Source organism: Labilibaculum antarcticum (genome assembly GCF_002356295.1).
Taxonomy (GTDB): Bacteria; Bacteroidota; Bacteroidia; order Bacteroidales; family Marinifilaceae; genus Labilibaculum; species Labilibaculum antarcticum.
In genome coordinates this window covers 4,830,148-4,856,131 of the sequence record NZ_AP018042.1, presented here as the reverse complement: position 1 = coordinate 4,856,131, position 25,984 = coordinate 4,830,148, and the positions used below count along the sequence as shown (strand labels likewise).

The 25,984-nt window shown below is 35.4% G+C and carries 20 protein-coding genes; 4 read left to right on the top strand and 16 right to left on the bottom strand.

Going from position 1 to position 25,984, the window contains the following annotated elements:
- Positions 1–16: 16 nt before the first annotated feature.
- From ALGA_RS19440 to sfsA, 4 genes are all read right to left on the bottom strand, one after another.
- Positions 17–604 carry a TetR/AcrR family transcriptional regulator gene (locus tag ALGA_RS19440; RefSeq protein WP_096432086.1) on the bottom strand — a complete coding sequence of 196 codons (588 nt, stop codon included), beginning with the start codon at positions 602–604 and terminating at the stop codon, positions 17–19.
- 195 nt (positions 605–799) lie between these two features.
- Positions 800–1,174, bottom strand: a complete 375-nt coding sequence (locus tag ALGA_RS19435; protein ID WP_096432084.1) for a hypothetical protein — start codon at positions 1,172–1,174, stop codon at positions 800–802.
- Positions 1,175–1,194: 20 nt separating this feature from the next.
- Positions 1,195–1,728: a YkgJ family cysteine cluster protein gene (locus tag ALGA_RS19430; RefSeq protein WP_096432082.1), complete on the bottom strand. Its 534-nt coding sequence runs from the start codon at positions 1,726–1,728 to the stop codon at positions 1,195–1,197.
- Between the two features lie 42 nt (positions 1,729–1,770).
- Positions 1,771–2,466: a DNA/RNA nuclease SfsA gene (sfsA, locus tag ALGA_RS19425; RefSeq protein WP_096432079.1), complete on the bottom strand. Its 696-nt coding sequence runs from the start codon at positions 2,464–2,466 to the stop codon at positions 1,771–1,773.
- Positions 2,467–2,541: 75 nt separating this feature from the next.
- Here sfsA and ALGA_RS19420 point away from each other — a divergent pair, with 75 nt between their 5' ends.
- A complete protein-coding gene (locus ALGA_RS19420) occupies positions 2,542–3,780 on the top strand; it encodes a hypothetical protein (protein WP_096432077.1) in 1,239 nt (412 codons plus the stop codon).
- A 93-nt stretch (positions 3,781–3,873) separates the two neighbouring features.
- Here the strand turns inward: ALGA_RS19420 and ALGA_RS19415 are convergent, their stop codons facing one another.
- The 9 genes from ALGA_RS19415 to ALGA_RS19370 form a co-directional block, all read right to left on the bottom strand.
- Positions 3,874–4,359, bottom strand: a complete 486-nt coding sequence (locus tag ALGA_RS19415) for a superoxide dismutase [Ni] (protein ID WP_096433778.1) — start codon at positions 4,357–4,359, stop codon at positions 3,874–3,876.
- Positions 4,360–4,993: 634 nt separating this feature from the next.
- Positions 4,994–5,176: a hypothetical protein gene (locus ALGA_RS19410; protein ID WP_096432075.1), complete on the bottom strand. Its 183-nt coding sequence runs from the start codon at positions 5,174–5,176 to the stop codon at positions 4,994–4,996.
- Between the two features lie 253 nt (positions 5,177–5,429).
- Complete coding sequence (locus tag ALGA_RS19405; RefSeq protein WP_096432073.1) at positions 5,430–6,293, bottom strand: hypothetical protein; 864 nt, start codon at positions 6,291–6,293, stop codon at positions 5,430–5,432.
- Positions 6,294–6,525: 232 nt separating this feature from the next.
- On the bottom strand, positions 6,526–8,205 hold the full coding sequence (locus tag ALGA_RS19400; RefSeq protein WP_096432071.1) for a family 16 glycoside hydrolase: 1,680 nt from the start codon (positions 8,203–8,205) through the stop codon (positions 6,526–6,528).
- 155 nt (positions 8,206–8,360) lie between these two features.
- Positions 8,361–9,230: a hypothetical protein gene (locus ALGA_RS19395; RefSeq protein ID WP_197705623.1), complete on the bottom strand. Its 870-nt coding sequence runs from the start codon at positions 9,228–9,230 to the stop codon at positions 8,361–8,363.
- 343 nt (positions 9,231–9,573) lie between these two features.
- Positions 9,574–11,082, bottom strand: a complete 1,509-nt coding sequence (locus tag ALGA_RS19390; RefSeq protein WP_096432069.1) for an alpha-L-fucosidase — start codon at positions 11,080–11,082, stop codon at positions 9,574–9,576.
- Between the two features lie 180 nt (positions 11,083–11,262).
- Positions 11,263–12,858 (bottom strand): RagB/SusD family nutrient uptake outer membrane protein, encoded by a 1,596-nt coding sequence (locus ALGA_RS19385; RefSeq protein ID WP_162845493.1) that lies wholly within the window; start codon positions 12,856–12,858, stop codon positions 11,263–11,265.
- A 32-nt stretch (positions 12,859–12,890) separates the two neighbouring features.
- Positions 12,891–15,968: a SusC/RagA family TonB-linked outer membrane protein gene (locus ALGA_RS19380; RefSeq protein ID WP_096432065.1), complete on the bottom strand. Its 3,078-nt coding sequence runs from the start codon at positions 15,966–15,968 to the stop codon at positions 12,891–12,893.
- A gap of 293 nt (positions 15,969–16,261) precedes the next feature.
- The gene (locus ALGA_RS19370) at positions 16,262–20,416 is read right to left on the bottom strand and encodes a hybrid sensor histidine kinase/response regulator transcription factor (RefSeq protein WP_096432061.1); all 4,155 of its coding nucleotides are present in this window, start codon (positions 20,414–20,416) and stop codon (positions 16,262–16,264) included.
- Positions 20,417–20,654: 238 nt separating this feature from the next.
- Here ALGA_RS19370 and ALGA_RS19365 point away from each other — a divergent pair, with 238 nt between their 5' ends.
- Positions 20,655–21,044, top strand: coding sequence for an FKBP-type peptidyl-prolyl cis-trans isomerase (locus ALGA_RS19365; RefSeq protein WP_096432059.1), 390 nt, complete (start codon positions 20,655–20,657; stop codon positions 21,042–21,044).
- 350 nt (positions 21,045–21,394) lie between these two features.
- Here the strand turns inward: ALGA_RS19365 and ALGA_RS19360 are convergent, their stop codons facing one another.
- Complete coding sequence (locus ALGA_RS19360; RefSeq protein ID WP_096432057.1) at positions 21,395–21,910, bottom strand: hypothetical protein; 516 nt, start codon at positions 21,908–21,910, stop codon at positions 21,395–21,397.
- 299 nt (positions 21,911–22,209) lie between these two features.
- On the opposite strand from ALGA_RS19360, the gene ALGA_RS19355 reads away from it, so the two are divergent.
- Positions 22,210–22,986, top strand: coding sequence for an ATP-binding protein (locus ALGA_RS19355; RefSeq protein WP_197705622.1), 777 nt, complete (start codon positions 22,210–22,212; stop codon positions 22,984–22,986).
- Between the two features lie 98 nt (positions 22,987–23,084).
- Here the strand turns inward: ALGA_RS19355 and ALGA_RS19350 are convergent, their stop codons facing one another.
- Entirely contained in the window at positions 23,085–23,381 is a 297-nt protein-coding gene (locus ALGA_RS19350; protein WP_096432055.1) for a hypothetical protein, read from the bottom strand.
- 85 nt (positions 23,382–23,466) lie between these two features.
- The gene (locus ALGA_RS19345) at positions 23,467–23,895 is read right to left on the bottom strand and encodes a hypothetical protein (RefSeq protein ID WP_096432053.1); all 429 of its coding nucleotides are present in this window, start codon (positions 23,893–23,895) and stop codon (positions 23,467–23,469) included.
- Between the two features lie 260 nt (positions 23,896–24,155).
- Here ALGA_RS19345 and ALGA_RS19340 point away from each other — a divergent pair, with 260 nt between their 5' ends.
- Complete coding sequence (locus tag ALGA_RS19340) at positions 24,156–25,199, top strand: quinone-dependent dihydroorotate dehydrogenase (RefSeq protein WP_096432052.1); 1,044 nt, start codon at positions 24,156–24,158, stop codon at positions 25,197–25,199.
- Positions 25,200–25,984: the final 785 nt, after the last annotated feature.

The following is a 25,984-nucleotide window of genomic DNA, read 5'->3' as shown; positions in this document are numbered from 1 at the left end:
TTTTTTGGGATCAAAATTAATCTTCGTATTCAGCCTTTTTCATGTACATATTTAAGACTTTCTGTTGCATTTCATCAATTGGATAACCATCGGGCTCCAGAACAAAATTCATGGCAATCCCGTCCAGCATCGAGGCAAGAAAACGTGTTTCCATCTTTGGATTTTCAGCCCCCTCCTTTCTAAAATAGTCAACGATCATTTTAAATTTCGAAGTTGCAATTTTGTGTAGTTCCTGCCTGTACTCCTCAACAACTCCAGGCTGAAATCTTAAAGAATAGAATAGCTTAAAAAATTCAAGATTTTTTTCAATAGAATCGAAATAATCATTAATAAAAAACAGCAACTCAACTTCTAATAACTTACCATCTTGATTTGGATCGATACCATCGAATATCATATGTACCGCTTCAGCAACTATCGTGTGCAAAAGATACTCTTTGGTCTTGAAAAGAGAAAACAACTTCTCTTCACTAATACCAACTTCACTTGCAATCATAGCTCCTGTTGTCGAGAAATAACCATCTCTCACAAAAATTTCTAACGCAATATTTAGAATATCTTTCTTCAATAAATCATTCGTTGGTGTAATTTTCATTGCTCCCATAACCTGAAATTTTAAGAATTAAACCTCCACTCGGTATCCTAAGTTACAACAGAATTTAGCTTATTTCCAAAATTAATCGGTACAACATCCAATAAGAGTTTTTAAAATTCGCTAAGAGTAAGCACTTCTAAAACAATAGAAATGGACTTTTTCAATCCTTAACAATCTGTCACTAAAAATAAAAAGTACCATTAATTAGGCTTCATTCATCCACTGAACAGCAGCTTGCATGGTCGTGAAAGGTTTCACAGGTAGGAACTTAAATCTGACTTGAGCAAGCATAGGAAAAACTGTTTTCTCGGGAGTATCGGCAATCACAGCCATTTTTAAATTAAACAACTTCTTATTCTGAAGAATGAATTGTAAAATTTTCGGGAACTCCTTAATTCCAATTTTAAAATTAGCTTGAGTTAAATCGGTAATAATACCCACAATATTTAGTTCTGCATATTCCTTAAAAATGTATTTGAAGGATTCAGTCACATCCGAAACTTCAACATCCCCAAAAAATTCACGCACAATAATTGTATGCTTATTCGATTCAATTAGTCGATACTCAACTTCTGCCATATTTGTAGTTTATGCAAAATTTATTTTTTCAGATCGGTAACCAAACGATTGATTGAAATCATATCGAAATCGCCAAATTTTTCAGCTTCATAATTCTTTACAAATTCCTGATTAATTAAGAATAATTTACTGTTGTAGGTATCCTGAGGATAGGTGTTTTCACTATGAAATTCATCAAAATCAGTAAAATTAAGCGGACAAGTCGATAATTCCCAATCATTGCCATCCAGACTCATAAATAGTAATGGCAATCCGTGTGTACGACAAATAAATGGTCGGGCTTCGTATATTTGACACAAATCGTCGATTAGGAAATTGCAGTCGTCAGCCTCTTCGTCCAACTCCAAATGTTGCTGTGGTGGGTTTGCTTTTAATTCCTGTAGGATACTAAAATACTCAACCGGCAAAACCGAAAAGTGCATACAACACTCCGAACATCCTTTTTTACAAGCCATTTCATCTTTGTGCAGTTTGGCCAGCTGATCACTCAATTCGCTCACTTCATTTCTCAGTTCGCGATATTTTCCCAATTCGTTTTGTGCCTTATCGTTCATGTTCTATCTTTTTAAGCTGACAAAAGTACTTAGTTTAAGTCCTTATTCCAATTCGATAGGCAATAGTTCCCCCAGTTCAACCTGTTCCGGCGTAACAATTGCTTGGATAGCATAAAGCTCCACTCCATACTCAAAGGCTTCGTTTAAAGTTTTTGCATATTCAAGATCGATATCAAATGCAGGAGCAAATTTACTAACATCTGTTCGCTGAATAACATAAACCATCACAGCTCTTTTGCCCTCTTTCTTCACCTTCATTAAGGTATTAAGATGCTTTTTACCTCGAGTAGTCACAGCATCCGGAAAACGAGCGTACTCACCCACTTTCATGCTCACATTTTTTACTTCGATAAAGCATTCTTCGTCCTCATTCGAAGCAAAAACATCAAATCGGCTATCGTCAAATTTCACTTCTCTTTTTACGAACGAATATTCTCTTAAAGCAACAAATTCTTGATTTTTTACAGCTTCGTAAACCAGTTGATTTGGAACAAGCGTATTAATCCCTACCCAAGAATCGTTAATCTTGATCATTTCCCAAGTGTACTTTGTTTTCCGTTTGGGATCATCCACGTAAGTCAAGTACACCTCTGCACCTTCTTCCAAACAAGACTTCATGCTTCCCGAATTAGAGGTGTGCGCCACAACAATATCCCCATTATCCAACACAACATCAGCTAAAAATCTTTTGTATCGCTTTATTAATCGACCATGCACTAGTTTATTAGGGAAAATCATACATCTATTTTTGTTGGAAAACCAAAGATAAGCAGATTTCTCCTACTTTTGTGATGCAAAATGAACTGAATTAGAATGATGCCAACAGATATTGCTCCCAAAATATTTATTTACAATCCTACCTGCGAAATGGCCATTGCCAACGGAACAGTTAGTTTTATGCCCAACAAAACATTAACCAAGTTTAAACAGGATTTGGATGTATTGCCGATGTTTTTTGCGGATAAAAATGATACCGTATTGGTTCATGAAATGCCAGATCAAAAATTTATGGAACTCCTGGAAAATGCAGGAGTATCTGTACCGAATTTCAAACAACTCACACTTGCATTAACAGATTCCGATTTTATTAAAATGCCAAAAGACAGTCTTCATCCTTGGGGATGGAGTCCAAGAATTCATCATATTTTGAAGCCTTTTAAAGAATCATGCAGCAGCCGTTTTTTAAATCAGCCCAATGCATTCTGGAAAGTAGAGCATCGTGATTTATACAGTCGTAAAAAAGCGCTGGAAGTTGTAAAAGAAGCAATTAAGCACAATAATAGTTCATTATTCATTGATATAGATCAGACTGCACAAGTTTGCACCAGTGTAGCTGAGGTTGAAAAGCTAATGCACAAATGGAAACAGATTGTAATTAAGTCACCCTTGAGCTCGGCAGGCAGAGGTCTGCAAATTCTCCGGCATACCACTTTAAACGAATCAATTATTCAATCAATCAATAGTGTAATTGCCTCGCAATCTTATGTTATGGTTGAACCTTTTTTAAAAAAACAATTCGATTTTTCGCTTCAGTATTACTGTGATGAAAAAGGCAAACTAAACTATTTAGGTTTAGGATTCTTTGATACCAATTCGAAAGGGCAATATTTGTGTAACTACCTTGGCGGTATTCCATCAGAAATGGATACACTTTTAAATGAAAACCGTATTTCCGAACTACAGACTTGCATGTCGGAAGTTCTTTCGGCTTCGGATATTGCAACCAACTACACGGGTTATTTTGGAGTTGACTGCATGCTTGTTTTAGATCACGATGAGAAGCTTCAAATTCATCCGTGTTTAGAAATTAATCTTCGTTACAACATGAGCACTCTAGCTCTTTTTCTAAACGAAAAAATTCATCCTGATACAAAAGGAATTTTTAAAATCTTCAATCAATTCAAAGAAAGTTTCGATCAGTTTCATCTGGAAATGACAGAGAAACATCCTTTAGAAATGCAAGATGGAAAATGGATGAATGGATATCTACCATTGGTAAGTCCTTTTCAGAATAAAACTTTTGGCGCCTATATTTTACTTGAAAAGGAATAAAAAAATTGGGATTCTCACTACTTGTGAAAATCCCAATGATTCAGATTCTATTTGGACTAATTGTGGCCCAAATCAATTCATCTGGCCTAATTTTTAATGATGATGCTTTTCCTCTCCAAAATACAGATGAGACAAATTATGAACAGCCTCATTCAATTTTTCGATGTATTTTAAGTCGGTTGTTTGTTTTGATTTCATTGCATAAACACAAATTTCATGCAAAACAGCCAAAAGCTTGGCATTTTTCTTTTGTACTTCAGCATCATCCGAAACTTTCAGTCGTTGAAACATAAAATATTGAGTCGCAATATTCTGTATCTTATTAGCATGATCTTCTTTATTGGTAATCCATCGTACCAACTGATTGTAATCTACTTCTTCCGCTGATGATAATTCATTGATCATTTTCATGCTTTTCTCAATCGTTTCAATGTCTTCCGACAACATGATTATCCGAAGAGAATCAGCGTAAATACCGCAAGGAATCTCGCAATGCGCATACGTTTTATTTGAAGTACCAACTAAGAGCATGAACAATAGTACTATGCCTGTTCCAATTTTAAATTGCAAAGTTTTCATGGTAACCATTCTTTTTTAGTGAATATTTAAATTTCCTTATTTAAAATTAGTCTAAACATTCATAATACAAAAACTTCCTGCTTTTTATTTTCTTTCAAATAAGCAACTATTGTCCATACCGCTGAATTTCAGGGATCAAATCATTTTAATATATTGCTTTCATCACCTTTCCTTATTCATATTCAGAGCTAATCTCCTGTTTAGCATCAATTAATGCCTGCCGGATTTTAAATGAATGCAGTAAATTATCAGCATTCTTCCATTATACCCCATAAAAAAAAGAGCTATCGTGAAATTTATTCGGTAGATCTGTTTCAATTTCACTTAAAATGAAATTTAAAAAACCAGGGATCGTAAAAACAGAAAAGAGGATGACCTAAATTAAGGACACCCTCTTTAAACTAATTACGTCACTAAATTTTAATGTTTATTATATGTTCTTATCATTTCCAACCTAGTACTATCACTATTGTAAGGTACCAAGCTTGCAACTCGTGAGGAGTCACCTATTACCGCCAGAATTATCCAGAGCTGATCTACCTTCTCCTGTTTAAAACCAAAAAATCAAGCCTCTGACCATTCGCTTTATATCTTTTTTCCAAATACTATAAGATTACCTGCAGTGTGAAACATTTTAAATCCCGGATATTTGAGTTTCCAGAATTAGATTTGCTTCCATGTATTGAATGCCAATTCCATCCAAGTCTTTTGCATCTTCAAGTCCCATATACACATGCATGCCAAGTCGCTCTGCTGCTCTGAATGTACCTGCATAAATTCCAGTGGTTAAATTGTTTTCTTTAAAGGCAGGTTTCATATGATTTTAGATACTTCACAAAATACCGAGCATAAGCCTTGTATATTTTATCACGCCTTATTAGGCGTCCATTCACTGGATCAATTCCAGCCATCTCACCTCTTTTTTTCACCTAGGTCGGAGGACTACAGAGGGAAGCAAAAATAGTTAAATCCGGATTGTAGCTTACAAGTTCATTAATATAAGTAAACACATAGAAGTATTCGAAAAATCCGATGCGCTCAACAAAAAAATTATAATTAAAGAATACACCTTAATTTGTAACGTATCGATTCCAAAATTTAGCATTGTTGTTAGCTAATTCACCAATATTAAAAATCCACCAATTCTCGACACAATCCGAATAGTCTACTCCATTATAATGGATGTACGACCACTCTTCTGCAAACCCATTAGGGAACATTTCGGTAATAACTCTATCAGCTTCAATCCATAATCTTTTTGCTTTTTTGTTGGAAGACGATTTTGCTAATTCAATCCATTTACTGTCTTTATTTCTGTATTCAGGTGTTGAATACGATCCCCGGTCTCCCCAATCTACATCAGTAGGTGCATTTCCATCATCAATGGCAAAATAGCTGGTTTTATCTTTCACATAAACCAAGTCGGTAGAATCCGTTTTGTCTTCGTTCCACTTACTATGTTGCACTACAATTACATTTGATTTCACTGTTGACTCCGGAACTATTTTTAGGACTTCCACAATCCAATCTGCCGTAATGTTCGATTGTCCTGCTTCTTGAACCCAAACTTTTCCTCCTTTTTCTAATATTGAAATCACTTTGTCGGTAATGATTTGTACTGAGCCCTGCCAATCTGCATGCGCATTTGTCCACTTCTTGCCAAATACCATATTAAATAAATCACCCGAATCAATAAATTCTCCATCCTGGATTCCAATGGCTCCAGCTACCGCAAAACAATCCACACCTTTAAGGTCCTTATGCAATAGCATACAACCCAAAGCAGCTTGTGCATGAATATCATCAGGGTCGGGTTTACTATCAAACTGAGCAATTAAAATATCCTTTTTTTTATCAAAACCTGGACGTTCGATAGCATTCGCCAAAGTAGACGATGCAATAAGTACAATAACAAGCAATATTCTTAGTTTCATATGTTTATAATTTTAAGTTTTTGTCATATGGAACTTACCATATAATCATCTCCCTATGTGTAGAAAGCTTTATACATGGACGTTTCATAATATTATATTAATATAATCCGTATAAAATGAGTTTTACAAAATTGAAATTTATTAAACTTCAAAACTAAATGGACAAGCCGTAGCATAAAGTTAAGAGATCGTTTTATTATTCAAATAATTGAATTTCTGGTTCAGAGTAGAATTATAAAATTCTTATTTCAATACCTTTGTAGCGAATGAAATTATTTGCTTTTCTATGCAATTGAATGGCAATATGACCTTTCTTAGACACTCTGTTTTTCACATGGTTTTCATCATCTAAAACACCTGTTCCATCATAATCGGAAACTTTAATGTTGTTTACATAGGTTGTAATGTGCATTCCCTTGCAGACAATTCGCATATCGTTCCAACCCGGTCTTTCATCGTTCCAATAATAAAAAACTGTTTTGGGTGCACAATCCTTTTCCGAAATACTCCAGTCGGGCAAACTTGGATTTATCCAGCGATTTGTATTTCGGGTTTCGTCGTAAATCAGACCATTTCGCCATGGATCGTTGGGTTCAATATCAACCTGCGGTCCATCCATCCACCCCAAAAAGTCACCATCCAACTTGGCATTTTCATCATATCGGCTACGAATTTGAATACCTGCATTGCCTTTATTTTCTCTTGTTGCTTGAAATTGAAGACGTAACTCAAAGTCTGCATACTCGTCAACTGTTTGCAACCACATGTATTGATGATCGGAGCTCCCTTTTGTATTGCATAAAATAGTTCCATTATCAACCGCCCAATAACCTTTGGTTTTATCAGCCTCAACACATTTTACGTCCCAACCGTCCAGATTTTGTCCGTTAAACAAACTTTTCCATTTATGATTTGCCGAAAAGACTTCAATAGAATTCATATTTGAACCCCCTTGTTTGTAACTGCCAGCAGCCACATATATTTTATTGTCATATAAAACAGCGCCACTTCCGTGACGTCCAATAACCATTGGTGAAAGTTGCTCCCACTTTTCGGTTTCCAAATCGAGACTTTGAGTTTGATAATAAGCATGTTTATATACGCCTTCGCCACCCATATAAATGAGTTTATTATCCATCGCTACAATTCCGCCAGCAGCTGAAGGAAAAGGAAGCTCTTCTTCAAGAGTATACCATTCTTCCTTTTTAAAGTCATACACATCAACATAAGGAACGGTTGCTTCGAAAAAAGCACCAAATCTATTTGGAAAATGAACACTAGAATTTCTACCTCCAACACAATACAATTTATCGCCGACAGTAATACCTGGAAAATGATCGCGAATATGCGGCGCTTTGGTCAATACTTTCCACTCTCCCGTTTTTAGGTCATAACTATCAAAAAGGTTATTTGTTCCACTGGTATGACCGTAATCAATACCACAAGCCATATATATTTTATCCTTGTAAACAACAGCTCCGGCACCACCTCTCCTTCGGTTTTCAGGAATCAGCGGACCTTTTTCCCACTTGTCAGTTTTTGGGTAATAAAGCCAAATGTTTTCAAGAGGTTTTTCTATAGGATATTGACCCTCCATAGCGCCTACCAAATAAAAGACATCGCCATAAACCACTGCCTGAAAATGATTGATTTCCATGGGTGATTTTCCTTTGGTTTCCCAGGTATTTGTTTTTGGATCAAAAATATTTACCGGATTTACACCACGTCCTCCAAGCAGGTAAAATTTATCATTGTACTCGATAAAAGAATTTTCGTGACGCCCGGTTACATCGCCTTTTGCATCAATTAAAGTCCAGCGAAAATCTTCTAAATTTTGTGCTGATAGTGGTTCATAATTCAGCAAACCAAAGAGAATGGCAATAATTGAGTATGAGATAATTTTATTCATCATTCTGTATTTTTTCAATAAAAACTTAACGATCTAATTGAATCTGGTTCTTCCGTTCATCTTTTTTCAGGAATCTTTCTAGAGAATTATCTTAAAAGGATCTATATGGGAACTATTTTAATCGTATCCTGCCCCTTTCCCTTTCAAATTATTAAACATTACTCAATTCCATCGCCAATAAAGTCTCTGAATTTTGAAGGGGATCCATTATCGTCACCTACTAATAAGTAATAAAACAAACCACAATCTGAAATATCTGCATCACCTCCGCTATGTGCCTGCACTCTGGTGTACATCCAACGAATATTAGGATCTTTATGATCTCTCATCCAATACCAAACAGAAAAGTCTTTTTTTGAATGCCATAAGTTATTGGGATTATCCTTGTCATTTTGATCCTTAATTTTCTTATACTTCATGCGATGGCCACAAAGTTTTTGTACATCCTCCCAAGTTCGATGGTAATCACGTCGTGTCTCATTTTCATTAAACTCACTATGCGACAATAAATAAACATGGTTTAACGCTTCTATATTTCCCTGTTTTATGACTTCTTCTACCACCTGATATAAAAACTCAGAAAGGCCGGCATGCATAAAGTACAAGGGATCTGAAGCCGTTGATTTTCCAATCTCCTTAGCCAAATGCAATTTTGAATCTTGCAGTTGTTTCGTTACATCAAAGAAATTGTCTTTGTTGAATCCCCAACGAACAATAGCACCATCAGCACTTATTTTCAACTGGTTTTCATTATCAGGTCCCGTTGGAGCATCAATGAAATTGTTGTAAGAGCAATGCACCAATTTTTCTTGTAAATCCAATTTTGCCATTATTGCGCATGAAGCGACAAGCGCGCCCCAATCATCGGGATCGCCCGTTGGCCACTTATATTGATTGTCGGGAGCGCTGTTGCCATCAAAGCTTACCGCCACGCGGTTATTGTTATATCCCCAAGACTGTGCAACTGCCCTATTTTCTGACAACACAATTAAAATAAGTAACAATAACAGTTTTGTACTAATTTTCATCCGTATAAATTTTAATTTATTCAAAAGTAATCTCCATGTTAATATGCTATTTTCTTAAGAAATCGTTTTGGGAAATCATTACTCTTCCTTGCAATTCTGGTAACAATACAATTTACCTCTTTCCATTATTTGTCTGAAGAGTAATCACTTCCTGATGTTTTTTCAGGAAATCTAAATCATACCCAAAGCTGCCCTTGGGATGATTTGAAGAACAACTTACCAAAATAATAAAACTGAAATACAACAAAAATGTAAAATATTTAGACATTATTTTTGTATTGTTTTAATGATGAAAATCTCTCTAATCGTACAATCAATCTTAGTTAACTCTTGCTATTGATTCCTAAAATTTCACTTTAAAAACAAAGGCTGCTCCATCTTGGTTTTCGCCATTTACATTTATTTCCAAACCATTCTCGGTTTGTTTCCAATCAATTTTATTCTTTGCGCTGATAAATTCAACCGATTGTACTGGACGTGTCTCATTTTCATTATTAGTTGCCAGAGATTTGATTACAAAAGTTCCATTTTCAGCATAACCAAGAGCTGTTGCATACAAAACATCTCCTTTTGTAGTAAATCGGATGTCCTTTGAGGTTAAGGCCTCATTGTTTCCTTCTGAATGATGTCCTTCGCTAGCTTTGGTTGGTCCTTCACCGAATATTTTCCATGGACGTGTATCGTAAATGGCTTCTCCGTTTGTTGCTAACCAATCGCCTATTCCCAATAAAACATCTTTTTGATCCTGTGGAATTGTGCCATCAGCTTTAGGTCCTACATTCAATAACATAGTTCCATTCTTACTCACAATATCAATTAAATCATCAAGTAAAGAATTAGAAGTTTTACTCTCCCAAGTGTTGGTATAGCACCAGGAATTCTTACCAATTGAAGTATCTGTTTGCCATGCATCTTTGCTGATATCAGAACGTTTTCCACGTTCGATATCCAATACATTGGTTCCTTCAGGGAATGATTCGTAGCCCATATTTTTACTTTGCAGAACTACCTCTTTCTTATTTTCCAAGCCCATATTGTAATAATAAGCGGCTAATTTTGAATGATAAGAAGCAAATTCCGGACGATCCCAGTAAAAGTCGAACCAAAGGATATCAGGATTGTAACTGTCGATAATATCAGTAGTACGTCTCCACCAAAGATCCATAAACTCCTCACTTACCGGAGCATATCTTTTGTGTGCAGGCCCGTACAAATCTGCCAATTCAGGATTACTGGTATCAAACCTCTCTTCGTGATTATAGTAATCCCAGTTAAAAGCAAAATGAGAAGATACGCCAAACTTTAATCCAGCATTCGCGGTTGCTAGTTTAAGCTCCTTAATAATGTCTCGTTTTGGCCCCATTACTGCGGCATTCCAACGAGTAACATGAGAATTATACATCGCAAAACCATCGTGATGTTCTGCTACTGGAACAACATACTTTGCACCGGCTTTTTTAAATAAGTCTATCCATTGTTTTGCATCGAATTTTTCGGCTTTAAACATGGGAATAAAATCCTTATATCCAAAAATAGAAGGGTGTCCATAAGTTTCCGTGTGATGTGTATAAACCGGATTTGTTCCTTTTTTAGACAAGGAAGGATCAGTTTGGTGCCATAGCATAGAATCCTGATACATATGTCTTGGATACCACTCATTATCATAGGCTGGTACCGAATAAGCGCCCCAATGAATAAAAATTCCAAATTTGGCATCTTCAAACCAAGCAGGGATCTCATAATTTTGAATAGATTCCCAATCTGCAGTGTATTTTTCTACTTTTTTATTGCTTTCAGAGCAACCCATTGTTAAAAAAAGGGCTAAGCTTAAGAATAGTGTTATTTTTCTCATTACTAATAGTATTGGTAGCTTCTTGCACTTACTTAATTGCTACATGTTATAAACAGAAGCCAAACCCAAATTCTTATGGTATTGGCTTCTGTAATTTTAATTATTCATTTGAAAATCGCAAAGCTTAAAATAACACAACAGCTAGTTTAGTTGTAATCAGATTTGTTTGCAATCTCAAATTTAATGAGGCAAAGATTCACTTGGATATTCAGTTAAAGAACCTCCTGAATTACCTTGTTCTGTAAGTCCAATAGGCATATAAATATGCTTAGTCCAATCAACACCTGGGTAAATAGCTCCCATTACACTTGGAGCTCTTCCACTTCTTACTAAATCATACCATCTATCACCTTCACCTGCAAATTCAACACGTCTTTCGTACCACAGTACATCAAGAGTAGTTGCAAATCTTGAAGGATAAGTTGCAATTAGCTCATCTACACCATCAAAACTAGCAGCACCACCGTAAACGTGATTCTTTCTAACTTCATTGATCAAAGATTTAGCTTTTGCTTCATTCACTGTTCCTCTTAGATTACATTCTGCCAACATCAAATAAACATCAGACAAACGAATGATCCGTTCGTTACCTGGACGATTAAGAGCTAAACCACCTACATAATCGTAATCTTTCCATAATGAATATTTCTTTTGTGCGTAACCCACAAAGTCTAATTGGTTATATTGGTCTATTGCCCATTCAACCTGATCATCTTCTGATTTACCTACATTGTAATCTGTTACCAACTCATCGTAAGTCCAAGCAACAGAAGTTTTTCTAGCAACATCATCTGGCAGGTAATAATCCATCAAATCATTTTGAGGAAGTAAGAATCCCCATCCACCATCAATAACATCGTTTCCTGGATATCCACGAGGTCCACAAAACTGAGCCCAAAAGTTTCCTTCTGTAGTTTCATCTACACTACTCCAATTGCTTTTACCACTTTTTGTGGTACGTTGAATTTCAAAAATTGACTCTGAATTATTCTCTGCATGCGGTGCAAACAATAGCGCATAATCAGTAAACAAAGCATAGTTTGGATTGTCAACTACTTTCTGTAAATAAGTAGCAGCTTCATCAAAAGTTGCTTTATCATCATTATTCCAGTCAGCTTTGTAAATCAAAACTTTCCCTAATAAGGCTTGAGCAGCCGCTTGAGTTATACGTCCAACATTAGCAGCATCGTGGGCATCCTCTAACATTGGAATTGCTGCTTTCAAATTATTAATGATGAATTCATTTACAACAGCACGATCTTCTCTCACAAATTTCTGACTTTCAGGAAAAATAGTTTCTGTAACCACCGGACATGGCCCATAAGTTCTTAAAACATCAAAGTGATACCAAGCTCTTAAAAATTTTGCTTCTGCTTTATAAACGTTAGTCGCATCACTTTCAAGCTCTGAATTGATTACCAAATTAGCACGATAAATACCTGTATAATTTTTTTTCCAGATACCATCCGAAGCTGAGTTTACTGAATTATTTACAAAGTCTTCCAGAGCTTGAACATCCGGCTGATCACCTTGTCCACCGCCTCCGGTTTTCATATTGTCTGAACGAATTTCGCTAAAAGGAACACAAGAACCAGCTATACCTCCCCATTGTAATGGGTCATAAGCTGCCATAAGAGCCGCAAACATCTGAGCATCTGTTTGGTAGAAATTATCCTCAGTGGATTTATTCACAGGATCGGTGTCCAGAAATGAATCGGAACATGAAGCAGCGATTAGTAAGACCGCAATAATGAATATATATTTTATTTGTTTCATACGTTTAAATTTATTTTTAATCATATTATATATTAGAAACCTACGCTAAGACCAAATCTGATTGTTCTAGCCTGTGGATACATAGAGTAATCTAAACCTGTATTTAGGATATTTCCTTCCATTGCTCCCACTTCAGGATCGAACATTGGGTATTTTGAGAAAACAGCAACATTATCAGCAGCAGTATAAATTCTCACTTTTGATAAATTCACAGCCTTAACCCATCTTTTAGGTAAAGTATATCCTAATTCAATAGTACCAATCTTAAAGAAAGAAGCATCTTTCACGTGGAATTCAGAAGCTTTTCTCACGTTATCATTAGCATCTGCAATACTTAGTCTTGGCACACCATTGTTATCCCCGGCTTGTTGCCATCTATCTAACCAGAAATCAGGCAAATTAGCACGTCCGTAGGCTTCATCTCTGTATTGAGCCATCCAAATATCCATACCTGTTTTTCCGTGCATCATCATGCTATAATCAAAACCTTTCCATTTAGCATTAATACTCACACCATAAGTCCATTTTGGCCATGGATTTCCAATATCAGTTCTATCATCTGGTGTAATTGCTCCATCTCCGTTAGTATCATGCCATTTAAAATCACCTGGCTGTGCATTTGGATATATTTCACTGTTGATATCAGCCGGAGTCTGGAAAATCCCATCAATCTTATATCCATAGAAAGTTCCAATGGGTAAGCCTTCTTGCATACGAGTTACATTAGTTGTTCCTTTCCACCATCCACCTTCTTCATATCCATTATCATTACCCACTTTGGTAACTTCGTTCTTTAAATAAGAAGCATTCGCATTGACTGCAAAATCAACTTCTCCAACGTTAAAATTGTATCCAACTTGGAATTCAAGACCTGAGTTTTTGATCTCACCTGCATTATAATAAGGAGCATCATTACCTCTTACGGCCTCAACAGTACGTTGAAACAATAAATCTTGAGTCGTTTTAGTATAATAATCCATACTAACTCTTAATGCACCATTATAGAAAACCATATCGGCACCGATATTTAATTGCTCACTTGTTTCCCATCTAACATTAGGATTTACTAAGTTGGATGGAGATGAACCTGTAATCACAGACCCATTACCAAGTGTGTAATTTCGATCATTGGCAATTGTTGAAGTGTATGAAAATGGGCTAATTGCCTCATTACCATTCTGACCCCAACTTGCACGAAGCTTTAATTTATCAAAGTTCTCAATATTCCAAAAATCTTCGTTTGAAACATTCCACCCAAAACTAACTCCTGGAAATATAGCGTATCTATCCTTTGGTCCGAAATTAGAACTACCATCACGACGCACAACAAACTCAGCCATGTATTTTTCCTGATAGTTATAACTTAATCGACCAAAATAAGAAGAAATTGTATGAACAGGATCTGCCTCTCCATAATTAGTAACCCCTTCAATATTACCTGAATTAAGCCACCAGAAATTATCATTACCATCGGCTTCTGCAGGATATCCAACTCTTGAACCTCCTAAATTCTCATAGGTGCTTTCAGATGCTGAAGTACCTAATAAGACTGTAATATGATGATCACCTATCTCTTTTGTATAAGTCAAGGTATTCTCCCATTGCCAGAAAGCTGCTCTATCTGAGTTTTGAGACACCTTGTTAATATCTGAGTAGTTAGACACATTATGATAATAAGTAGGACTAAAACTTCTACTGCGACCACTTTTGAAGTTTGCAGCAAGATCTGTTTTAAAAACAAAATCTTTTAAGAAAGATATTTTCGCATAAGTGTTTCCATATATTCTTTCGCTACGGTTATACCCATTTGAACTAACATCCATAAAAGACATTGGATTCCACATTCTGGTAAATGGAACGGCAGTAGTCCCGTAACCACTTTCATCGGCTGGAGCATAACCATCTCCATAAACAGGCGTAGTAGGGTCCATTAATAATCCGTAATAAACAGCATTGTAACCATTCGAACCTGTAGCAATGCCACTTTTATCGATATGTGTAAAGTTAATGTTAGCACCAACAGTTACGTTTTCATTGACATCAAAAGAAGCATTCATTCTAGCATTGTAACGCTTAAAGAAGGATTTATCTAAATTACCTCCAATAATACCATCTTGGTTACGGTAACCAAGAGATAACAATACACTCCCTTTTTCGCTTCCCATAGTTGCAGTAACATTGTGCTCCTGAACTGGTGCACTGGAAGCAATAGCACCTAACCAATCTGTATCTATTCCATTGTTTTGAGTTGGCATTGAAGTTGGATACGCATTACCATCGTTTGCATAGTATTCTTGCATGATTGTTAAATACTCGTCGGTATTTAATAAGTCAGGCTGATTAAAAGCAGACTGTACACCGTAAAAACCATCATAAGTAAGAGTAGTCTCTCCTTTTTTACCTCTTTTAGTCGTAATCAAAATTACCCCATTGGCAGCTCTGGCTCCATAAATTGCAGCTGAAGTTGCATCTTTTAATACTTGTAAAGACTCAATATCATTCGGATTTACCGAATTCATGTCACTCATTGGCAAACCATCAATTACATATAAAGGGTTTGAGTTACCATTAGTACCTACACCCCGAATCGTAATTTTCGAACTTGAACCTGGCTGACCAGAAGATTGTGATACAACAACACCGGCAGCACGTCCTGTAAACGCTTGATTAATGTCCGCAGGTCTTGATTGTAAAATGTCTTTAGAATCGAGGCTAGTAATAGAACCTGTTACAACACTACGCTTTTTAACACCGTAACCAACAGCTATTACTTCATTCAAATTAACCGCATCATTTTGCATCTTCACATTTAGTGTTGATCCTGTTACGCTAATTTCCTGGCTTAGCATTCCAATAAAGCTAAATACCAACACATCACCTTTATTTGCGGCGATGGAGTATTCTCCGTCGATATTAGTAACTGTTCCAGTTGTTGTACCCTTAAGGATTACAGTAATGCCGGGGATTCCAAAACCATCTTCAGCGCTTGTTACGACACCCTGCACCATGTTTTGTGCAAAGGCACTAAAGTTGCACATAAGCAATAGAATTAGAGCCAAACCTACTTGACTATACTTCCCTTGCAAATAGAAGAATTTCTTTTGTTTCATAAGATATAAAATTTAGTTATTAAATTCAGTCATAAATATAGCCTTGCAATTCGTCCGCGAAAGGGTGTGTTTTTTTACGAACATGGGGGACTGTATTAACAGCATAAATTTCCTCTGTTAGGATTTTCCGGGAAAGGATTTAGGGGGTAATTTTTGTCAAACTTGGGGGACTGCTTGTTGTAAGAAGTTCATATTCTGTTAAAAAATGTTTAAAAGGGAAATGCATCAAAAGAATAAGCGAGCCATGAAATTCACTCATGGCTCGCTTATTCTTTCCTTCAAAATGAAGATTTTTACTCTTTATTTTCTTGTTTTGCATATTCCGATGGATTTAGATCGAACTCCTTTTTGAAACAAGATCTAAAATATTTCAGATCAGAGAAGCCAACCTCGTATGTTACGTCAGCTACCGAATATCGCCCTGTTTTTAATAATTGACACGCACGCTTAAGCCTTACACTTCTAATAAACGCATTTGCTGTCTGTCCCGTTAATGATTTTAGCTTCTTATTTATATTTACCTGTGGCATACCATATATCTTTGCCAATTGCTCAACCGTAAATTCATAATTAGAAATATTTTCTTCTATGATAGTCAGCAATTTTTTCAGAAATCTCTCATCAGCAGAAGTAGTGGTAACTTCGGAAGGATTTATTTCAATTGTCTTGTTAAATCTTTGCTTCAATTCATTCCTGTTTCTTAATACTCCGGCAATTTGAGCTTCAAGCACATTCAAATCAAAAGGCTTGGAAACATACGCATCAGCGCCAAGCTGAAAACCTTTTATTGAATCTTCAGAAGATGTCTTTGCCGTAAGCAAGATGATTGGTATATGGCTGATTCGTTCATTCGTTTTAACTTCACGACATAATTCTAAACCATCTTTTATTGGCATCGAAATGTCACTAACAATAATGTCAATATCATATTTTTCTGCCATCTCTAATCCTTCTACACCATTTACTGCCTGATATACATTATAATAATCGGTAAAAGCATCTGTTAAAAATTCCAACAACTCTATATTATCTTCAACAATCAGAAGGCTATGCTCACGGGAACTTGATTCAGAATCATCTTGTAATTGTTTTATTTCTCTTTGAATTATTTCTACTTCGGAATTTGCCCTATTTATTGATTCGACCTTTACTGACTGATCCTCAGAAACATCAGAAGATTTGTAATGTCCTTTTCCTCTTTTCAACACCAATTCAAAACAACTGCCTACACCTTCGGCACTTTCAAAACTAATTTCGCCACCGTGCAATTCTGCTAATCCTTTAGAGTAGGATAAACCAATTCCTGTCCCACTGGAATTGGCATGTCTCAACTTTGTTCCCTGATAAAAACGTTCAAAAATATGAGACTGCAACTGCTTTGGAATTCCAACACCATTGTCCTTAACCTGAATGATAATATGATCTGTATCATATGAAAGAACCAATTCAATTTGTCCTCCAACATTTGTAAATTTAAAGGCATTCGACAACAAATTATAAACGATCTTTTCTATCTTATCTGTATCAACCCAAACGTATAATTCATCCTCCTGACCTGAAAATTTAAACTGAATATTTTTATTCGACGCCATTTCCTGAAATGAAAAATAGATCTCTTTTAAAACCTGTACAATATTTACATTCCTTACCAACAACTTCATTTTATCCTGTTCCATTTTCCTGAAATCCAACAATTGATTGATCAATCGAAGCATTATGGAAGAGTTTCGTTCAACAGCTAAACACCTTTCTCTGGCTTTTTCCGATAATTCTTCTTCATTTCGAAGTAATTTCTGAACAGAACCGATAATGAGAGATAAAGGAGTTCTAAACTCATGGGATATATTTGTAAAAAACCGAAATTTCATTTGATTTAATTCTTCTATTTTCTCTTTTTCAAAATGCTCCATCAAAAGCTCATTCTTTTGCTTAATCTTTATGATCGAAAAACGTTGAAAGAACCACAGCAGAACAAGAAATAGCAAGCCATAAGCAAGCAATGCAAGATTACTGTGCCACCATGGCGGAATTACAACAATCTCTATTTGCTTTGCTTCTTCAGACCAAATCCCATCATTGTTTGACGCATATAATTTGAATACATATTTACCGGCAGCAAGACTCGTATATTTAGCAAATCTCTCATCAGAATTCTTTACAATCCAACTTTTATCAAATCCTTCAAGCATGTATTTATACTTATTTTTTTGCGGAGCCGAAAAATGTAACGAAGAAAAATAAATAGCAAAACTATTTTCAGAATTCTTAAGTTTAATACTATTTGTATGATTAATTACTTTATCAAGAATAACTCTACGATGAACCTTCTCTCCTACTTTTACCGATTCGTTAAGCACCTGTAAATCTGTAAATGCAACTTTGGGAGGAGTTTTATCTTCGATAATTTGTTCGGGATAAAATGTATTGAACCCATTAACCCCACCAAAAATCATCATGCCATCACTTAATTTGCAACAGGCCAATTCACCAAATTCATTATCCTGCAATCCATCATTAATATCATAATTCATGATATCATTGGTTTTTGGATTAAAACGTGTTAATCCCTTATTCGATGAAATCCACAAGCATTCATTACTATCCTCCAATATGCCTTTTATCACATTATTAGGGAAGCCATCCGAAGTGTTGTAGCGTGTAAATGAAATTGAGTCAATATTATTCTTGTAATTAATTTTATTAAGTCCGCCTCCCATGGTACCCACCCACAAATCCCCATTTGTTGCTTGAAAGAGAGGCAATATGTAATCATTGCTTAAAGAATTTTCATTTTCCGGATTATTATTGAATACTTTAAAAGATGGACTCGGTTTTGCTAGTTCATCAACGGAAAGAAAATTGAGCCCTGCATCGGTTCCTACCCAAATATTCCCCTGCTTATCCTGCATAAGACTCCTAACAATATTGGAGGATATATTTCCTGGTTCACCAAGAGCTCTATAATTTGTTAGACGATAAGTATCACCCACTATTTCATACTTAAACAGGCCAGCCGAACCATAGGTTCCCAACCAAATATTTTCATCCTTGTCCTTTAGCATTGTAAAAATTGACGCTCCAATATCTGAGATCAAATCCTTCTCATCTGATGCCAAATGTTTCCCATCATTTCCAAAACGCTCCAATACTTGTGGAAAACCGGCACCCGCCCATATTTCATTTTCGCCTTTATTATTTTTAGTTTCAATTACCGAATAGATTCTATTTTCAATCTTATCTCCAATAGCAAAATGATTCTTAAAACCAGATGCAAAATTTCTATTTTTGGAAGCCTCCAAATAATCAACACCTCCACCTTCTGTGGCAAACCATATATTATGAGAGCTATCTTCAAAAATGGATCTGATTTTATTACATGAAAGACTTCCCTGTTGCCCTGTACTCTTGTAATGACTAATTTTTTTTCGTTTAGGATTGTATTTATTTAATCCTCCTCCATTGGTTCCAATCCAAATAATACCTGAAGAGTCTCCGTAAATACTCATAATCAGACTACTGTTCAAATCTGATTTAGACCGACCTTGGTTAATCTCAGCCTTAAACTTAAATTTCTGATTTATAAAATCACATGAATAAACTAAAAGCTTTTTATTGGATGAAGCATATAGGTTTTGGTATTCATCCAAGTATATATCATTAGTCGGAAAATCATTTATTTGTACCAATCGCCTTTGATTACTATCATCAACATCTTCCTGCAAAAAGAATAATCCGCTGTCTGTTGCCACCAAAAAGCCACTGATTACGGGTATAATAGACCTTACATTTAAATGTTCGAATTCTTTAATCTGAGTTGTCTTTATTCGATTTGAGACTTTCTCACAAACGACCAAGCCCCTATAAAACCCTAACCATTTTCGTCCTTGCAAATCTTCACTCACCACATTGCAACCTTTTGAAACCAATGGAGTATTAGCTACGGTAATTAAATTGGTTGTTTCGTATTGCCCATTTACTTCCGAGATAATGGTAACACCTTTAGCTGTTGCTACCCATACCGTACCATCAGCCATACATTCAAGATCTAAAACCCGGCTATCCGCTAATTGAATTGGATTTTGTGCAGTATTCCTGATTTGAGTAAAAGTCTCCTTATCAACATCAAACACACATACTCCTTCGTTTGATGTTCCGATCCACAACTTACCCTTCTGATCCTCTTTTACCTTATAAATTAAATTACTCGAAAGACCTTCTCCTTGTTTGTTTCCTTGATTAATTCGAAAAGTACGGAAAGAATAACCATCGTAACGATTTAATCCATCATTGGTACCAATCCATAAAAAGCCGTTGTGATCCTGAAAAATACAGTTCACATCATTTTGCGACAATCCTTGTTGTGTCGTAATTTTTTCGAAGATATATTCTTGTGCCGTGAGGAAACCTAATTGGAAAAATATAAAGACTAAGCAGATCAATTTTTTCATGGGGATAGTAAATAATTTGCAAGTGCATATTATATAATAAAAATGACTTTCAATTGAATTTTTTGGTGATTAAAACAGGGTTAAATTAGTAAAATACCTTCTAATTAAGAAATCGGAATATAATTTGACTTATGCCAACAAAATTATCATCATCATCATTATCTACTCTTTCTTCAGAATCCCCCACACTATTTAAAAAATTCATATTTTTGTGTACACTTATTCAATTCTCAAGAGAATGAAAAAACCCAATTTCAGAAATAAAAACGAAGAAGAAATCAAGGCTTATATTGCGAAGAACAAATTAGATGCTCAAAGAAGTGACACGGGCTTGTACTATCTGATATGTAAGCAAGGTGAAGGTGCGAAACCAACTTGTGATTCGAATATTACAATTAGCTACATTGGTTATTTAACTAATGGTACTATTTTCGATAAAAGCGAAAGTCTGGAAATTAATCTATCGGTTGTGATTGAGGGCTGGAAAGAAGGAATCCAGCATTTTAAAGAAGGTGGAGAGGGAATTCTATTAATCCCTGCTCATTTGGCCTATGGCAATACCGACTATGGCTCCATTCCTGGAGGATCGGTTCTTATTTTCGATATTCTACTGACGAAGGTGTTTTAGGACTACAAAGAGGTTCTGTAATAAGGGATTTTCAAAGTACTCTCCTTATAAAAACAGATTACCAATTCGTCATTAAAAAAAACAGAATTAATAAGGGGAATATTACAATTAGACCCAACCAAGCATTAGCCGGATGTTTGCACGTAACAGGATACGAAGGTCTTTCCGTTCCCTTGATTAAACTACGAACTAACTGGAACACATATCGTAAAGCACCTCCTAATAAACAAAAAATGGCTAAATGCATAGTTCTTATCTAATTAAACCTGACAAGTTTTAACACTTATCAGGTCTTACTATAATTTACAGCCATTTTGAATGGCTTTGTATTTACTGTTGAGGATAAAGAATTAGATGCGTTTCATCATTGCTTCTATTTCCCTGATTTGCGCTGTTAACACTTTTTGCTTGTCCAACTTTTTGGCATCCTGCAAATAGTATGTTGCCAATTTTTTGTTTCGTTTCGAGAGAGCAATTCCAGACAAATTTAATTTAGCAACTGCCTGATCAGTTTTCAATCTTAAACCTGTCTCCAAGGCTTTTTTAAAATGTTTTTCAGCTTGTGCATTTTTTTGCTTTTGCGCTTCAACTAAACCGGAAAGATAGTAGTAATATGCTTCCTGAGTTTTAATCATGTTTTCTGGATTTTTCACTCGCCCCAATACCTTGCCTGAAGCCTCAAACTTATTTTTCCTCACAAAATAAAAGGCAAATAAATTCATTTCATTTTTGAAATGAAACAGAACAAAAATTCCGGAAAGCAGAACTACTAATACACCAGTACCCACTAAGGCCTGAATAAAAAGAAAGATGGATCCCAAAAATAGAATTCCTGCAATTATCAACCGCACATATTTTCTTATCATGATAATGATTTTTTAAATTAATGCTACAAAACAAAGCATTTTTTCATATAAAACAAGCATTTCATCCCTGTCTTTTTTTATATTTCATTAAATGTGTTTGTAATTTAACGTCATATAACTCAGTACCCGCAGAATACAATTCATAAATATTTTTTCCACATTCATAATCTAAATTCACTATAATTTCTTGTAAGAGCATTAATTATTGTGTGACATTATTCTAATTGATTTTAAATTGTTAGAAAAATCGTGTGTGAGAGAAGAATCTTCTACTTTTGGCATCTTAAAAGGAAAGAAAAATGGATATCGTGAAAATGCCTAATAGGGAGCAAGAAAAGAAGGATCAGTACTTTCAGCGAAAGATTGCTAAAAGAATGGGGAAAGCCATTAGCGATTTTGAATTGATAGAGGATGGGGATAGAATTATGGTAGGCGTTTCAGGAGGTAAAGATTCTTTAGCTTTACTTGAACTTCTCGCTTTGAGGCGTAAGTTTAAGAAACAGAATTTTGATGTTGTAGCAGTACATATCAATGTATTGGAATTGCCATATGAAGTTGATCGTGAGTTCCTGAAAGCTTTTTGCGAACGCTTGGATGTAGAACTTATTTATCGGGATATAAATGTTGATTTCGAAAGGCCTAGTAAAAAGCCAGCCTGTTTTAGATGTTCGTGGCATAGGCGGACTACCCTATTTAAAATGACAGATGAGTTTAAATGCAATAAGCTTGCTCTGGGTCATCATATGGATGATGCTATTGAAACTCTTCTGATGAATATGATGTATCAAGGGGCTATATGTAGTATGCCAGCCAAACTGAGTATGTTTCAAGGAAATATCATTTTAATTCGCCCTTTAATTCTTTTGAAAGATGCAGAGATGCGGGAATATAGCAGAATTAGAAAGTTTGTGTTGGAGAAAGAACTTTGTCCGCACCAAGATGTCACGAAACGCAAGGAAACAACTAAGATGATTGAACGTATTGCCGGCGATGATTCGCGGATCAGAACCAATATGTTCCGATCTATGAGCAATGTTCAATCGGAATACCTGCCAATTATTCCTGATAAAATCTGAGTTAGTTGATTTGAATAGCTATTTTAAATTCTTCCATAAAAAAATGGTCATGTAATAATTTACATGACCATTTAATAATTATCTTAATTCTATACGTTTTATTCTCCTATTGCCTTTCGAAATGAGTTGGCTCTTTCAACAAAATCTCCGAACTCTCCATATTCAATAAAACGACTTACGTATCCTTCACACTTTTTACAAACTCCTTTAATTAAAATATCATTCATATCATTAAGAATATTTTCCCTTACTTCAACTCCTTCAATGCATACATCTTTACAATGAACACAGTAGGTGCCCTCTTGTACGATATAACGATAGGCTTCTTTCTCCTCTTCGTCTAATAAAATATTAAGCTGAAACTGATTTAGATGGATTTCTTTTAATGTTTTCATAGTTTGTTTTTGCCTATTCACAACTCGCAAAGAGCGTAAAATTTAGTACTACAACAGCTTACACTATCTTATCTCTTGGAATTAATTACTGGTTTTCTTTTAATAATTTTCTGCCAGATTCAATATGCTTATCCCAAAAGTAGTAAAATTCTGCGATATGCTTATTACTAACTCTAATCATCCTCATTAACCACAATATTAACAAAGACAATACCGTAGCGGTCATACAAATCGTGTTCAAATATGTTGGATTTACATTTGCAATCCCCTGAACGACAACAAGTCCCAATTCAGATCCAAGTAGTTTATTTATATCAATATAGTTTGCACTAACTAAAAGAATTGCAGATGTAATCGCTATCAAACCAAATAATACTTGCAAAACAACAAGTAAACACCTCTTTCTTGCAGCACAATGACTTCCCGTATAGATTTCATTAAATTTGCCTGCTGATGATTTTAACCAGCTTTCCATTTCATTTTTCATTACATTATCGCTGTAAAGTTTTACCATTTACTAATTTTGCATTAAAATTTATGTTGATAATTTAAAATCGACTACAAAATTAATCAAATATCAACAAAAACAAAACTTATGTTGATAACAACTCTGTTTTCACAGCAATAAGAGCATCAAATTAAAATGGTTTCTATTCTATCTATTTCTTTTTTTTGAAAAAAACATCAAAGATTTCCGATTGCCGGAATAGAATAAGACTTAAAACTCTTTTTATTTTAATAATCCTTTTATCTTTGCCTAAAATATGATAAAAAATGAGTTTATACCGATTATTTATACGTCCACTTTTAATTCAGTTCGATCCTGAAGGTATTCACCGATTTACATTTACTTGTTTCAAGTTATCTCAGAAATCTAAATTTATTCGGTCTTTAGTTTCTGCTCAGTTTAGTATTAAAGACGCTTCGTTAGAAAGGGAACTTTTTGGCTTAAAATTTCCAAATCCGGTTGGTTTAGCTGCTGGACTGGATAAAAATGCAGAAGCTTTTGACTTTTTAGGAAGTATGGGCTTTGGTTTCATTGAAATTGGCACACTGACTCCAAAAGGACAGTCAGGAAATCCAAAACCTCGTTTATTTCGTTTTGTTGATGATAAAGCATTGGTGAACCGAATGGGGTTTAATAACGAAGGTGTTGAAGAGGCTGTTAAACGATTACGCAAGAAAAGAACCAATGTAATAATTGGTGGAAATATCGGTAAAAATAAAAACACGCCTAACGAAGAAGCTACTGATGATTACTTAAAGTGTTTTGCTGCTTTATATCCTTATGTCGATTATTTTGTAGTGAATGTAAGTTCTCCCAACACTCCAAACCTGAGAGAATTACAAGGGAAAGAGCCTTTAATGAAGCTCTTGAATGAAATTATGGATTTGAATAGAAGTAAATCGAAATGCAAACCTGTACTTTTAAAGATTGCTCCTGATGTAAATGAATCACAATTGGATGATATTATTGAAGTTGTTAAGGAAACTGCGATTGACGGAATTGTTGCAACCAACACAACAATATCCCGTGAAGGATTATCGTATTCGGAAAGTGAAATTAAAAAGATAGGTGCCGGTGGATTAAGCGGTCAGCCGCTTCGAGAGCGTTCCTCCCAAGTGATTCGTTACATCCATGAAAAATCTGGCGGGAAAATACCAATTATCGGCGTTGGCGGCATCATGACAAAAGAAGATGCTTTGGAAAAACTGGATGCAGGAGCCTCTCTTGTACAGATCTACTCCGGATTTATTTATGAAGGACCTGCATTAGTTAAAGCAATCAATAAAGAGTTGATTAGAAAAGGGGCTTGAAAAGTCAAACAGTCCAACAGTCGAACAGTCGAACAGTCCAACGGTCGAACAGTCGAACAGTCGAACAGTCGAACAGTCGAACAGTCAAAGAGTCACTACTTACCCCTACCCCGAAAGCTTTCGGGGCCCCTAAAGGGGACTTTCCCCTTCTTAATTTTAATTTCGGTATTCTTTTTAAGCCCCTTTAGGGGTTTGGGATATCTTGAAGGTCAAAATACTTAAAATAACAATAATCTAATGTATTGCCCTGTGGCTTTAGCCCGAGGATAAAAAGGATATCTTCTTTCCTCTTTGGGAATTCGTAATTATTTCAATATTTAACACCGCCGTCAGGGATAAAAACCACTGACGGGGTTCCAGATCTTCCTTCTCTTTTTTAAATTCATAATTAGTTAAATCAATAAAAAGTTGATTAGAAAAGGGTCTTGAAAAGTCGAACAGTCTTAAAATAACAATAATCGAATGTATTGCCCTGTGGCTTTAGCCCGGGGATAAAAAGGATGTCTTCTTTCTCTTTGGGAATTCGTAATTATTTCAATATTTAACACCGCCGTCAGGGATAAAAACCACTGACAGGGTTCCAGATCTTCCTTCTCTTTTTTAAATTCATAATTAGTTAAATCAATAAAAAGTTGATTAGAAAAGGGTCTTGAAAAGTCGAACGGTCGAACAGTCAAAAGGTCACTACTTTACCCCTAAATCCCCTAAAGGGGACTTTCCCCTTCTTAATTTTAATTTCGGTATTCTTTTTAAGCCCCTTTAGGGGTTTGGGGTATCTTAAAGGT